This is a genomic window from Sphingobacterium psychroaquaticum (assembly GCF_900177625.1).
Taxonomy (GTDB): Bacteria; Bacteroidota; Bacteroidia; order Sphingobacteriales; family Sphingobacteriaceae; genus Sphingobacterium; species Sphingobacterium psychroaquaticum.
Window position 1 is genome coordinate 175,485 of record NZ_FXAU01000008.1, and the last position, 13,998, is coordinate 189,482.

General features: G+C 41.7%; 14 protein-coding genes. 4 read left to right on the plus strand and 10 right to left on the minus strand.

The annotated features are described in order from the left end of the window. The first annotated feature begins 152 nt into the window (after positions 1-152). Positions 153-1,289, plus strand: a complete 1,137-nt coding sequence (locus B9Y69_RS17870) for an acyl-CoA dehydrogenase (RefSeq protein ID WP_085474357.1) — start codon at positions 153-155, stop codon at positions 1,287-1,289. A gap of 7 nt (positions 1,290-1,296) precedes the next feature. Here the strand turns inward: B9Y69_RS17870 and B9Y69_RS17875 are convergent, their stop codons facing one another. Both B9Y69_RS17875 and proB read right to left on the minus strand, forming a co-directional pair. Then, positions 1,297-2,547 (minus strand): glutamate-5-semialdehyde dehydrogenase, encoded by a 1,251-nt coding sequence (locus B9Y69_RS17875; protein WP_085474358.1) that lies wholly within the window; start codon positions 2,545-2,547, stop codon positions 1,297-1,299. After that, positions 2,547-3,581, minus strand: a complete 1,035-nt coding sequence (proB, locus tag B9Y69_RS17880; protein ID WP_085474359.1) for a glutamate 5-kinase — start codon at positions 3,579-3,581, stop codon at positions 2,547-2,549. Before proB ends, B9Y69_RS17875 begins: the two co-directional genes overlap by 1 nt. Positions 3,582-3,723: 142 nt before the next feature. Here proB and B9Y69_RS17885 point away from each other — a divergent pair, with 142 nt between their 5' ends. Beyond that, positions 3,724-4,128, plus strand: coding sequence for a hypothetical protein (locus B9Y69_RS17885; RefSeq protein WP_085474360.1), 405 nt, complete (start codon positions 3,724-3,726; stop codon positions 4,126-4,128). 44 nt (positions 4,129-4,172) lie between these two features. Here B9Y69_RS17885 and uvrB read toward each other — a convergent pair whose 3' ends face one another. After that, positions 4,173-6,203 (minus strand): excinuclease ABC subunit UvrB, encoded by a 2,031-nt coding sequence (gene uvrB, locus B9Y69_RS17890; protein ID WP_085474361.1) that lies wholly within the window; start codon positions 6,201-6,203, stop codon positions 4,173-4,175. Between the two features lie 137 nt (positions 6,204-6,340). Between uvrB and upp the strand changes: the two genes are divergently transcribed. Further along, positions 6,341-6,985 carry a uracil phosphoribosyltransferase gene (gene upp / locus B9Y69_RS17895; protein WP_085474362.1) on the plus strand — a complete coding sequence of 215 codons (645 nt, stop codon included), beginning with the start codon at positions 6,341-6,343 and terminating at the stop codon, positions 6,983-6,985. A gap of 21 nt (positions 6,986-7,006) precedes the next feature. On the opposite strand, the gene B9Y69_RS17900 is transcribed toward upp, so the two are convergent. Continuing rightward, on the minus strand, positions 7,007-7,627 hold the full coding sequence (locus B9Y69_RS17900) for an L-threonylcarbamoyladenylate synthase (protein WP_085474363.1): 621 nt from the start codon (positions 7,625-7,627) through the stop codon (positions 7,007-7,009). A 133-nt stretch (positions 7,628-7,760) separates the two neighbouring features. On the opposite strand from B9Y69_RS17900, the gene B9Y69_RS17905 reads away from it, so the two are divergent. Next, positions 7,761-9,911: an O-antigen ligase family protein gene (locus B9Y69_RS17905; RefSeq protein ID WP_085474364.1), complete on the plus strand. Its 2,151-nt coding sequence runs from the start codon at positions 7,761-7,763 to the stop codon at positions 9,909-9,911. On the opposite strand, the gene B9Y69_RS17910 is transcribed toward B9Y69_RS17905, so the two are convergent. The 6 genes from B9Y69_RS17910 to B9Y69_RS17935 all read right to left on the minus strand — a co-directional run bounded on the left by B9Y69_RS17910 (position 9,894) and on the right by B9Y69_RS17935 (position 13,910). After that, on the minus strand, positions 9,894-10,430 hold the full coding sequence (locus B9Y69_RS17910) for an AAA family ATPase (RefSeq protein WP_085474365.1): 537 nt from the start codon (positions 10,428-10,430) through the stop codon (positions 9,894-9,896). The genes B9Y69_RS17905 and B9Y69_RS17910 overlap by 18 nt on opposite strands. A 79-nt stretch (positions 10,431-10,509) precedes the next feature. Continuing rightward, positions 10,510-10,983 carry a ribonuclease H-like YkuK family protein gene (locus B9Y69_RS17915; protein ID WP_085474366.1) on the minus strand — a complete coding sequence of 158 codons (474 nt, stop codon included), beginning with the start codon at positions 10,981-10,983 and terminating at the stop codon, positions 10,510-10,512. 152 nt (positions 10,984-11,135) lie between these two features. Beyond that, a complete protein-coding gene (locus B9Y69_RS17920) occupies positions 11,136-11,453 on the minus strand; it encodes a DciA family protein (RefSeq protein WP_085474367.1) in 318 nt (105 codons plus the stop codon). Beyond that, the gene (recF, locus tag B9Y69_RS17925; RefSeq protein ID WP_085474368.1) at positions 11,443-12,546 is read right to left on the minus strand and encodes a DNA replication/repair protein RecF; all 1,104 of its coding nucleotides are present in this window, start codon (positions 12,544-12,546) and stop codon (positions 11,443-11,445) included. Before recF ends, B9Y69_RS17920 begins: the two co-directional genes overlap by 11 nt. Positions 12,547-12,580: 34 nt before the next feature. Beyond that, entirely contained in the window at positions 12,581-12,895 is a 315-nt protein-coding gene (locus B9Y69_RS17930; RefSeq protein WP_085474369.1) for a DUF4834 family protein, read from the minus strand. 184 nt (positions 12,896-13,079) lie between these two features. After that, entirely contained in the window at positions 13,080-13,910 is an 831-nt protein-coding gene (locus B9Y69_RS17935; RefSeq protein ID WP_085474370.1) for an AraC family transcriptional regulator, read from the minus strand. Positions 13,911-13,998 lie beyond the last annotated feature (88 nt).

Consider the following 13,998-nt stretch of genomic DNA (forward strand, 5'->3'; position numbering starts at 1 on the left):
AAATTTAATGTTGATACTTATTTAATACTACTAATATAGTAGATTTTATTTTATATCGATAACTAAATAACAGATATGACAAAAAAAAGTTTTATTTACTATGCTTGCATAATAAATAAATGTATATTTGAATATATCAATATAGACAGGTTATGCAATTCCAATTGAACGAAGACCATCAACTCCTGCGAGAAGCTGCACGCGAGTTCGCAAAAACCCTAAAAGCAGGCGTTATTGAGCGCGATGAACACGCTATTTTTCCTACTGAATTTGTTAAGCAAATGGGCGAATTAGGTTTTATGGGCATGATGGTAGAAACGGCTTATCATGGTGCTGGCATGGATACACTAGCTTATGCGATCGCAATTGAAGAGATTTCCAAGATCGATGCCTCCGCCGGTGTAATTATGTCCGCACACAACTCTCTTGTACTTTACGGTCTGCAGGAATTTGGTACCGAAGAACAAAAGGAGAAATATCTAAAACCACTGGCCAGCGGTCAAAAGCTTGGTGCTTTTGCGTTATCCGAACCAGAAGCGGGTTCGGATGCAACTTCACAGCATACTACCGCGATAGATAAAGGTGACCATTACCTCATTAACGGCACCAAAAATTGGATTACCAATGGTGGCAACGCAGATATTTACCTGATTATCGCACAGACCCATGTAGAAAAGGCCCATCGCGGTATTAATGTTTTCATCGTGGAAAAGGGAATGGATGGATTTACCATTGGTCCAAAAGAAAATAAACTAGGCATTCGCAGTTCCGATACACACTCACTCCTCTTTTCAGATGTAAAAGTGCCGAAGGAAAACCGAATTGGAGCAGATGGATTCGGATTTAAGTTTGCGATGAAAACCTTAGATGGCGGCCGTATTGGCATTGCGGCACAAGCGTTGGGAATTGCAGCGGGGGCATATGATCTTGCCTTGGCCTATTCTAAGGAACGTAAAACGTTTGGGAAGCCGATTAGTGAGCATCAAGCTATTCAATTTAAGCTCGCCGATATGGAGGTTGAAATTGAAGCGGCTCGTTTACTTACGTATAAAGCAGCGTGGCTAAAAGACCAAGGCCTACCATATAGCAAAGAAGCCGCAATGGCGAAACTTTTTGCTTCGGAGGTCGCGATGAAGACCACCGTTGAGGCAGTTCAAATACACGGTGGCTATGGCTACGTAAAGGAGTATCACGTGGAACGCCTCATGCGTGACGCTAAAATCACCCAGATATATGAAGGCACTTCAGAGATACAACGTTTAGTAATCGCACGAGATATCCTGAAGTAACATTTTATTATGCACGAATTTGTCCATTTCCACGCACAAACCATTTCTCGGTTACCAGCTTTTCCAAAGCAAAAGGTCCCCGTGCATGCAGTTTCTGCGTGGAAATACCTATTTCTGCACCTAAACCAAACTCTCCGCCATCGGTAAAACGAGTGGATGCATTAGCATAGACTGCTGCCGCGTCGACAGCTGCTAAAAAACGGTCAATTTGCAGCTCATCTTGTGACACAATACATTCCGAGTGTTTGGAGGAGTATTCTCCAATATGTGTTAAAGCTTCCTCCATATTATCGACCACACGGATAGAGCAAGCTAACGCCAGGAATTCCCGCCCAAAATCTTCAGGCGTAGCCCTCTGTAGCGTCGGGTAACCAAGTTCCTCTAATGCACTATACGCATAATAATCAGCAAAAACATCAACATTATCCGCCGCAAAATAGGGCTGTAAAAGTCGTAAAAAATCAATGGCAACCAGCTTGTCCACAAGTACGGTATCCAATGAGTTGCAAACCGATGGTCTGGAAATCTTCGCATTGGCAACTATGCGTGCCGCTTTGTTCAAATCGGCGGTTCGCTCGACATACGTATGGCAGACTCCCGCTCCTGTCTCAATAACGGGCACTTTCGCATTTTCGCGCACAAAATTAATCAAGGATTGTGAACCACGAGGGATGATTATATCCACATACTTCGTCGCAGTCAAAAGTTCTTGTACAAAAGCACGATCCGTAGGCAAAAGCTGTACAATATGACGATCCAATCCACTATCTGCTAAAGCATCTTGAATAAGGCGTACCAGCGCATTATTGGTAAACCAGGCATCTGTACCTCCCCGAAGTACACAAACGTTCCCTGAGCGTACGCAAAGCGCTGCGACATCGATCGTAACATTCGGACGAGATTCATAAATCACGCCGACCACTCCCAACGCCACCGTTTTCTTCTCGATGTGCAATCCATTATCCAATATTTTTGAAGAAAGGATGACACCTGTCGGATCTGATAGCTTAGCAATACCGCACACACTATCCGCCAAAGCAACAATGCGCTCCTCGGTCAACAGCAAACGGTCATACTTCGGATCTTCCGGATCCATCCGCTCTAGATCTTTTTTATTTTCCTCCAGGATCACGGCTACACTTGCTTTCAAGCGCGCTCCAAGTTCGAGTAAAAACGTTGTCTTTACCGCATCGGTACTACCTCGAAGTGCATGTCTCGCCTCTTTGGCGTCATGCAATTGTTTTTCAATACTTTTCATTACAATAATACGATATCGTCTGCATGTGCAATGGCCAAATTCTTCTGCTCCTTGATACCTGCTACATCGATAACATCTACTTTCGCTTTCGCTACAGCTACAATCTCCCCTTGCTCATTCGCAATTTGAAAGACCTCGCCTGTTTCCAAAATTTGATTAATATGCAAAACGCCAACCGCTAAAAGACTTTTCCGATTTAGTAAGGCTTGTTCTGCTCCTTGATCAACCGTCACCAAAGCTTTGATCAAGCCCCCGCTAGCCAGCCACTTATTTCGAGAGGAAATCTTCTTCGCCTGTGCATGGCATCGTGTCCCTGTTTGTCCCTGCACGGCTTTCAATATACCATCTTCGGTCTGCATACTGAAGATCACAGCCTCAATCCCCATTTGGTTTGCCAGACGTGCAAAATTGAGCTTCGAGGTCATACCACCTAACCCTACCGACGATTTATCCTTACGCGCCAAAGAAAGTGCTTGTTTGTCGATAACAGCGATTTCCGGCACTACCTTTCCACTCGCATCCAAAACACCAGGAACCGATGTGCTAAACAAGATCTTTTCTGCTCCAAAGCCAACTGCAATCAATGTAGCTAGTTCATCGTTATCCGAAAATTTCAATTCTTTGTTACTAACTACATCATTCTCATTCGCTATCGGAATAACATTGTTCTTCCACAACTCCTCATACGTGTCTTTCAGTTGTAAAAACTGATCTCTATTCGCAAAGTGTTGCCGTTCACACAGACTTTGTGCCAAGGCGATCTTAAAAGCTCTAAAATAATTGCTATACGTCGTTACCAACATGGGGTTACCGATAGCAGCTGCCGCTTTTCGCTCGGACAACGTTCCTGTATATTGTTTCAAATATTTTTTTCCCGCTGCAACAGCACCAGAAGAGACCAATACAATGTTATACTTGGGTTGCAACATGGCCGTTTGTCGCGCAATCTCCAGGACTACACGTTCATCAATCTCCCCATCTTTTGCGGTAATAGAGGCGGAACCAAATTTTATAACAAGTATAGGCTTCTTCATAGAATTACAAAAATATCAAAACAAATAGCTTTTATTTAGATTATTGTAAAAGTAACAACCATTTCTTTAAAAATGAATTATCACCGCTGTTTTTACCTCTTTTTTGGTACGATTTATGAAACAGCCTTATTAAAAGCAAATTATGAAGTTATACGTACTACTGCCTCTCGCAGCTTTGTTTTTCGCTGCTTGTCAAAATGGTAAAACAGGCTCCTCCGTGGTTGGCAACGATAGGGATAGCCAGGGGTGCATACCCTCTGCCGGATACCAATGGTCTGTTGTTCAACAAAAGTGTGTCCGCCCTTGGGAAGGTGGTGTAAAAATGCTTTTAGCGAATGCGCCAAGCGATCAACAAGAAAAAGCCGTATATGCGCTGATCGATCCCTCTAAGCAAAAAGCAGAGATTTTTATTCCGGAAACCGAGAATATGATCCTGGATCGGGTTGCTAATTTCTTATATTCAAATGAAGAATATCAGTTTATTGAAGAAGCCCATTGCTGGTCTTTGGTGCATAATGGTCAAAAAGTATATGAAGAGCGTAAATAATAAAGAAACGGGTTGAAACCTTTGTCTCAACCCGTTTCTTTATCTTATTCAAATCGTTCTTTAAACAATTGTTCCATCGCATACATTTCGTCCCGGAACTTAGCGGCAGCCAAGAAATCCATATCCTTCGCCGCTTTGTCCATTTTCTTACGGACAACCTCAATCGCTTTGCGTAGATCTTTCTCGCCCAAGTATTCCATGACAGGATCCGCAGCCAAGAGCGATGCTCTATCCGGTTCAACATACGCCTTCGCTTCGCCCGGTTTAAAGTCAGCAACAGATGTCTGTTCCATAATCTCTTCGCGACTCTTACCGACTGTACGCGGAATAATGCCATGCTCCGTATTATAAGCAATCTGTTTCTCGCGTCTCCGGTTTGTTTCGTCGATCGTAACACGCATGCTCTGCGTCATGTTATCAGCATACATAATTACACGCCCTTTATCATTCCGAGCGGCCCGGCCAATCGTTTGGATCAACGAACGCTCCGAGCGTAAGAACCCCTCTTTATCCGCATCTAGAATCGCAACTAACGTCACCTCCGGAAGATCCAACCCTTCACGCAACAAGTTCACGCCCACCAGTACATCAAACTCGCCCAAACGAAGTCCCCGCAAAATCTCTACGCGTTCCAATGTTTTAATTTCGGAGTGGATATAACGCACTTTAACGTTTAATCGCGTCATATATTTAGTCAGCTCCTCCGCCATCCGTTTCGTTAACGTCGTTGCCAGAATTCGCCCACCTTCTTTAATTGTTTTGTCAACCTCTTCCAGAAAATCATCGACCTGATTTACCGCCGGATGCACCTCAATTATAGGATCCAATAAACCAGTCGGGCGAATCACTTGCTCTACAACAACCCCTTCGGTCTGTTGTAGTTCATAATCCCCGGGCGTCGCTGATACGTAGATCGTTTGATTCGTGAGAGATTCAAATTCAGAGAAGTTAAGCGGTCTATTATCCATAGCGGCCGGCAATCGGAAACCATGTTCAACCAAAGAGACCTTTCGGGAACGGTCACCACCATACATCGCACGTAATTGCGGTAGCGTAACATGGCTCTCATCAATAATCATCAGGTAATCGTCCGGGAAATAATCGATTAAACAGAAGGGGCGCATCCCCGGTTTTCTACCGTCAAAGAATCGGGAGTAGTTCTCAATTCCTGAGCAATAGCCGAGTTCACGCATCATCTCCAAATCGTAATTTACACGTTCCTCAAGACGTTTTGCTTCCAACATTTTTCCTTCCTCCTCCAACTGCGCTGTGCGCTGTACCAGCTCATCCTGAATCGCCCATATTGACTCCGTAAATTTCTCTTTGGGTGTCACAAATAAGTTTGCAGGAAACAAAGCTATATCCGCCACTTTATTTAAGGTCTTAGCCGAGACGGGATCAATCTCACTGATTTCATCAATCTCATCTCCAAAAAATGAAATGCGGAAAGCACAGTCTAAATAGGCCGGATAGATATCAACGGTATCCCCTTTCACCCGGAAAGTTCCTCGCTTAAAGTCAGCCGTTGTACGTGCGTACAAAATTTCAACTAATCGGTGTAAAAAAGCGTTTCGTGAAATGGTCATCCCTACAGCAAAACGAAAGATCGATCGTGAAAAATCTTCGGGATTCCCCATACCATAAATACAAGATACCGACGATACCACCACAATATCACGACGTCCTGACATCAGCGACGATGTAGTTGCTAATCGAAGTTTTTCGATCTCCTCATTGATGGCTAAATCCTTTTCAATATATGTATTGGATGAAGCGATAAAAGCTTCGGGTTGGTAGTAATCATAGTAAGAAACAAAATAGTTCACCGCATTCTCTGGAAAAAACTGCTTGAACTCACCGTAGAGTTGTGCCGCCAACGTTTTATTATGACTCAATATCAATGTTGGTCTTTGTGTCTCTTGAATAACGTTAGCAATCGTAAAAGTTTTCCCCGATCCCGTCACGCCCAGAAGGTTCTGGTACTGCTCGCCCTGCTCCAAACCTGCCACCAACTCTTTAATAGCCTGTGGTTGATCCCCCGTAGGCTTATAATCTGATGTTAAATTGAATTTCATGTAACCCGCTTTCAATAAGCTATAAAAATACTAAAAAAAATAGATATTTTTATCGCCTTACCGTCACGATTATCCAAACAAAGTATCAATTAATTGTATTACCTTAGTACAGATAACATCCTATACGATTTAATATTATGGTAACGATTCTCACCAAAGAAAACAGTATAGCCAACCACTTTTTGGCAGAATTAAGAGATGTCAATATCCAGCAGGATCGGATGCGCTTCCGTCGAAACTTAGAGCGTTTGGGCGAAATTATGGCATATGAAATTAGCAAAACACTAACATATGAACCACAAACAGTAGAAACTCCGCTCGGTATTGCAACCGTTAACCAACTGACCGAGCAGCCGGTCTTGGGAACTATCATCCGCGCTGGTCTTCCCTTTCACCAAGGTTTTTTAAATGTATTTGATCGTGCAGACAATGCGTTCATTGCGGCTTACCGGCATACTAAAAAAAGTGGTGAATTTGAAATACATAAGAAGTACAGCAACACCCCAAATCTCGATGAAAGAATTGTTATTATAGCAGATCCCATGCTGGCCACAGGACGCAGCTTAGTACTTTGCTGCCGCGACCTTCTCGCGGAATATAACATCAAGGAGCTACATATCGCTGTGGTGATCGCTTCGGAAGAGGGATTACAACATGTCCAAGCATTTCTTCCTGAAGCGACCTTATGGGTAGGTGCTGTAGATAATGAGATGACCTCGAAAGCATATATCGTTCCCGGATTGGGTGATGCTGGCGATCTCGCTTACGGCAATAAGGAATAACGGATGTAGCGTGACGGTGGTCTATAAAAAATCGGACAAATCACCTTTACCTTCCCGAATAACCTCAAAATCACCTGTCGTAACATCCACCACAGTAGAAGGCACATTATCACCATAACCGCCATCGATTACCAGATCGACCAAATCGGCGTATTTTTCGTAGATCAGTTCTGGATCTGTAGAATACTCCAAGATATCGTCTTCATCGCGGATCGAAGCCGTAACAATGGGATTACCTAACTCTTTTACGATGGCTCTTACAATATTATTATCAGGGACACGAATACCCACTGTCTTTTTCTTAGAACTCAACAGTTTAGGCACTTGACCACTCGCATTAAAGATAAAGGTAAACGGGCCGGGCAACGCTTTTTTTAATACCCTAAACACCGATGTATCAAAAGGCCGTGTATATTGTGATATATCTGTCAAATCATAACATATAAATGAAAGATTTGACTTATCAGGTTTTAACCCACGAATTTGACAAACCCTTTCTATCGCTTTCTGATTCGTGATATCACAACCAATACCGTAGATCGTGTCCGTGGGATAAATAATTACGCCACCTTTTTTCAAGATTTCCACCGCCTGCTGTATTGCTTTCTCTTGCGGGTTATCCTCATATATTTTTATCAGCATAGTATTCTTTTGTATAACTACAAATCTAACTAAGTAAAGTTTGTTACCAAAGTTTATAAATCAAATAAAACTGCGTATATTAGTAGTTAAAAAGGTTAACTAAATATTGAATAAACATAATACCCCCATTCAGATGGCAAAACGTAAAGTTACGCAGGAGAAAAAAGCAACCCCAATAGCAAAAGAAGTAAAGGAAAAGACAGATTACAGCAATTATTTATATTTGATTTTCATTGCATTTTATCTCCTCGTTGACATCCTCCCGCGGGAGCAAATTATTGATACTTCATATCAACATCGTTTCTATCTGGACATCATAAACGTACTTGCCTCGATATTTATCTTTCGAAATTTCGCTAAGTACCGGAGTAATTCTGAGCGCTTTTTTACCAATATAATCCCGATTTTATACGCCGGTTTTATCTGCTTTGCGATGCTGTCACTCTTTGCAGCCTACAGTCCGCTCGAAGGGTTAGTGACACTCGCCGGCTATGTTTCCAATTTCTGGATCTTTGCCAATCTTTTCATGTTACTCTATGCCGCGCGCAACAACATAAAGGCCGTCGCTCTCGTCATCACATTTACACTGTTTTATCAAGTGAGTATGGAGTTATACCGCTTTGTACAAGAACTAGGTACCACATCACTTGACAGCCTTATAGGGAGCTTAAAATGGAATACCGGGAACAAGAATATTTTTGCAGCAACGATTGTCATCAAGCTGTCTTTTGCAATCTATAGCAGTTTTCGCACACGTGGTTTCCTCCGCATTTTTTCTTACTTAACCGTTTTTTTAACCATCGTGATGCTCTTCTTTGTTAGTGCACGCGCTGCTTACATCAGTTTAGGTACCCTTATATTATTAATTGTGATCGGCAATATTTGGATTTACTGGAAAGATATAGAAAAGCGAAAATCAGCCATCGTTGAAAGCTCCAGTTTATTGGTTCTCTTTATTGTCGGTTTACTGCTGGCTAACAATACCCTCACGAAGTACCAAACATTACAGGCTGCTAAAACTCCCGGAATTGAAACAGAAGCAGCGGACTCCTTTGTAACGGGACGAATTGCGAGTATTGCCGACGATGACAACGCGTCCAACAGCATCCGGGTTGCCATGTGGAAAGAAGCCCTACATGCATACAGTCAGAAACCTTTTTTAGGATATGGTGTAGGAAATTACCGCATCTATTCGGAAGGGATTACCAAGAAACACTATACAACCAATGTTTATTTTAGACACGCACACAATGACTTTGTAGAGGTCTTGTTTGAAAGCGGACCCATTGCATTCTTATCGTACGTAGGTCTTTTCTTATTGGGGCTATTCTTCAGTATCCGGATTTTGTTCCGTTCCGAATACAGTCGGGAACGTAAATTTGTTGCGATTATACTACTTGGTGCTGGTATCGGGTTCTTGGTCGATTCATTCTTCAATTTCCCACTACCTCGCACTTATATGAACGTCTTGTTTGTATTGATTCTCTCGCTTATTGTTATTAATTACTTAGGCGGACGAAAAGTGGAACCGTTGGAGAACGAGCATAAAACAAAACAAAACCTTACCAGCTATGCGTATATTACAATCTTTGCACTTGGCCTCGTTGCTTCCTATATTAACTATCAAAGTTACATCTCCGGAAAAAACCAATACTTAGTTGATTCTGATGTAATCAAACAAAAACTAAGCGACCCACATCCGCGTTTCACCTATGCACAGGTGGATAAAATGTTTGCGAGTAAAGTTCCTCTTATTGGTGCCCAAGGCGGAGAACCAATCAGTGTAAAAAAAGCAAAATACTTGTTTTTTGAAAACCGCGATGCCGAAGCATTAAAACTGGCTGATGTCGCATCGAAAGAGATGCCTTATTCCATTCATGGGGAGCGCGTAAAACTATTAATCTACTCCCGCAAGGGAGACATGGACTCCACCTATAAATACAGCAAAATAATACACGAGCACCGGCCTTTTAGCCAATCTGATTTTAAGATGCGAATTCAATTGGCCGGAAAGTTCGGTCAAGTGGACGATGTCAAAAAAGCTTTTAACCAATTCAATTCCTATGGCTCTAACCAAGAGGCTTATGAACTGTGTGTAAAGCAATTGGCGGCCAACAAATACGACTTTAATAAGGACGCTACAATTTTATCGGAAGGTCTTAAAGAATACCCTAAATCCAAATTATTGGTGGGTATAAAAAAATACTACGACTATTTAAAGGAACATAATTTAGATCCTTCAAAAATAAATTTAAACTTTAAACCGTCAAAAACGGAGTCCTAAAAGTCGCTCCACAGCCCGTTCGCCATTCGTAAGGCGATCGGGCCCTAACCCTGAAACGACACTATAGTTTGCTCCGAGCGTTTCAAGCTCTTGAACCCATACCTCGAGAAAGTGATCCCGCTGTTCAGGGAAATCACGCAAAGGGTCATCTTCCCAAGGTAGATCGATATCCATCACCAAGTAAAGGTCATATTGGCGGCGCGCAATCTCCTCTGTAACCTCTGACGGAGTCGCTCCAAAAAGATGGTCGCACCAAATCTTTATTGTCATAATGGTCGTATCACAAACCAAGATGTTGTTTTGTGCTTTGGTTATCAGCGCCTCTTCAAGTGCTAGCTGACCGTAATACATATTTACCTCATCCTGCAAGGTATATACGTTATTGAGATTCGCACAGTAATAGCGCGCATACTCTGGCACGCATACCGTACCCAATTGTGCAGCGAGGTGCTGCGCCATCGTAGACTTTCCGGTTGACTCTGGGCCGACAACGGCTATTTTCTTCAAATACTCACTCACCTATACAGCTGTTTTTGTCTTGCAATAATAACAAAATAAAGAACAGCTATCAACAACAGATTCCCGAGCAGACCTCCTATTACTGCACAACCTTATTCGCACAGTTTGTGCTCGCAAAGGATTCGGGTTTAGCCTTAAACTGAAACCCCATACCCATAATATAGCCCATCGCTTCTTTTAGCGCTACATTAGATTTGAAATTTGGATTGGTGTTAATGTCGGCATGGACTTCGAGATCCACATGGTATTGGTCTAAGAGGGGGCAGAGGCTATAGGCGATTTCGATGGATTTTTGGACTTCCAGCAGCATTCGCTCTTTGATTCCCATCCGGTGGAGCCGCCTATCCTTACAGATAAACATGAAACCACCCTTATGTTCCCGGAGAAACACGATAACTGTCGCAAAGTCTATCACACCACGTTTGACCTGTGAATCGGTACCGATGTAGACTTTGAGTTTATTCCCGAGATGGGTCTCTCGGCTAATGATCTCCTCTACAGCACTTGCAATTGGAATACGAATAAATTCGCCATTGTATTTTTGCCATTCCATAAAAAAAACTTTTAATGGTGAAAAAGAACAATACTATAATGATATAAATATAGTTATTGTACGTGAGAAATATCAGCAGGCAAGAATAAATAATTGTTAACTAATAACACACAATACCCACTAAATTAACCCTTTGGCATAAAACAAAAATGCTACAAAATAACGAATTCCTCTATAATAACGTGCCCAACATACTCGTTCACCCGACCAATAATCTGCCGGCGCATCATCGCTAATTCATGTTTAATCACAGCAGACTCCACCTTCACAAAAAGCTTTTTGTCGTATATATATATCTTTTGCGTGCGATTAGCAATCGCTTTTCCGATGATATGTGGCCATGCCGTAACAATGGATGATTCATCGTATTTCGAACGCAAGCGATACACCTCAAGCCATTTCTCAATCGCCTGCTTAATCCCGATATCATCCCGTGTCGGAATCTCATCAATTTTCTTCTTATACTTCAACGCTTCCTCCTTTTATTTCAAAAATACGAATCGGTTGTACAATCTCATCAAAAATTCTTTGCACACGCGATGCGTCTGTATCTGTCAAAAAAATCTGACCAAACTCATCCTCCGACACCAATTGCATTAACTTTCTCGTTCTACTTTCATCTAGTTTATCAAAGATATCATCTAATAAAAGTAAAGGTTTAAGCTTCCTTTTTAAACGTAGAAAACTGTACTGCGCCAGTTTTAATGCGATAAGGAAAGATTTCTGTTGCCCCTGTGAACCAAACTTCTTCAAAGGCATTTCTTCGTGAATGGTAAAGAGCATATCATCCTTATGTACCCCTTGTGTCGTGCGTTCCATCGCTCGGTCTCGGTCCAGATTCATTTCCAGAAGGGTCGTGAAATCGTGCTGCATAAGAGGCGACTCATACACCAACGACACCTCTTCAGCCCCATCGGTCAAGAAGTTATAGTACCTCGAAAATTCAGGTAAAAACTCCGCCATAAAATCTTTTCTTCGCTGAAAAATCTGTTCTCCAACATCCACCAACTGCATGTTCAAGACCTCTAGCAATCCCAAATCCAACACATAGGTTTGCTTAGCCTGCTTCAGCAGCATATTACGTTGCAACAAGAGCTTATTATATAGAATCAACGTATCCAGGTAATGGTTGTCTGTTTGCGAGATAACATTATCCATAAACTTACGGCGTTCTTCACTACCATCGAGAATAATACTACTATCATTCGGAGAAATCATGACCAGCGGAAATTGTCCAATATGATCGGCTAACCGCTGATAATCCTTCTTATTTTTTTTGAATTGTTTTTTTTGATTTTTCTTTAGGCTACAGGAGACAACATCGGGAATGTCATCGCGCTCAAACTCGCCCTGTACCATAAACCAATCTTCACCTTTTTTGATATGTTGTGAATCGATTGGGTTGAAGTATGATTTACATAGAGCCAAGTAGTGTATAGCATCCAGTAAATTGGTTTTTCCGGCTCCATTTTCACCCGCAAAGGCATTTACTTGCGGAAGAAATGTTACAGTAGACTCTGTATAATTCTTAAAATTTAAGACAGAAAGGTGCTTTAGCCACATACCTCAAAGATACGCTTCTTACAGCAAGAAACACTTATTTTATTTCTTCGAAGTCTACAAACTCACCCGCCGTCTGCGTCCCTTTTCTTGGCTTAGACTCCTCTTCTGGAATATAATCAACCTTAATCTCTCCTTCATGCTTACGCCCCTGTTGTTTGAACTGATCAAAAGGATTATTCTGTGTGTATTGATACGATCCTGGTCTACCTTGAGAAGCCCCTTGTTGTGCTTTTTGCATTAAACGCTCCGTCATCTTGCGCAAGGCAAAGGGCATCAATAAACGAAAAATGTATTTTACACCATAATATACAGCAAAAAGTATAATAACAAATTTCAATATTGCTTCCATCTCTTCTTTTTATTTACGCACATGCCTACCTACTTCTTCATACGCATTAGGCCATATATGCTTTTATATCATCAAGCCGCTTCTGTGCTGCTTTCCTCAAATTTATAAAATATTATACAGCATTTGGTCAATAAATTGTCAGCATGAAATTCGTTAACACATTTTAACGCGACACAACATGCGCTTATGCCCCTTTGTGATAGGCTTTACGATAGGTACTTGGTGAAAGCTTTGTCTCTTTCATAAAGAAGGCACTAAAATTATTCTCTTCTTCATAACCAAGTTTCCAAGCAATTTCACGTACACTCTCACTCGTATATAATAGCCTGCGTTTTGCTTCCTTAATTATACAACGTGAAATAAACTGCTTGGGTGTCGTCTCCAAAACGGTCTTACACGCATGAGAAAGACGACGAGAAGATACGCCTAGTTTTTCGGCATAAAATGCAACCGACTTCTCGGTTGAAAGATGTTCCTCAACAAGCAGGCGGAACGATCGAACAATTTCATGATCCAAATCTACATAGTCGTTCATAGATTCATCCTTAGTCCCCATAAGGGTTCCTACCAAAAGCAACTGCTTTATTACACTATGAATTAAATCGTTGAAAACGACAAGATTCTTTGTGGTATAGATTTCGTTGAGAAAACGTACCTGCGAAATAAAATAAGGCTGTAATTCCGGCTCTATAGTAACGATATTAAACCCCCGGGCCGCATTAAAGGTAAGCTCGCTTTTTAGTAAATCCTCGTCAAAAGAAGTACGTCGATAAAAAACCTCAGAGAAATATAGGAAGTAAAAATGACAGTCATGCCCCGACACAAAAGATATCACCGCTTCGGCAGATATATACAGAATAGAGAAAGGGGGAATAGTTACTGGATGCGAATCGATCTGTAACGTAATCTCCTCCGTATCTGTTATTAATGCTCGATACAATGAAGCGTTATCAGAGACTGGAGAACTTGGAAGGGGCTCAAAACTATATTTTATTTCTAAAATTCCAAACTTCATATTTGACAGATATTGCGTATTACTGCCTAGCCGTAAAAGATTAACAAAAAACACAAAACAAGGTTTTTACCCTGTCTAGAATCCTCCA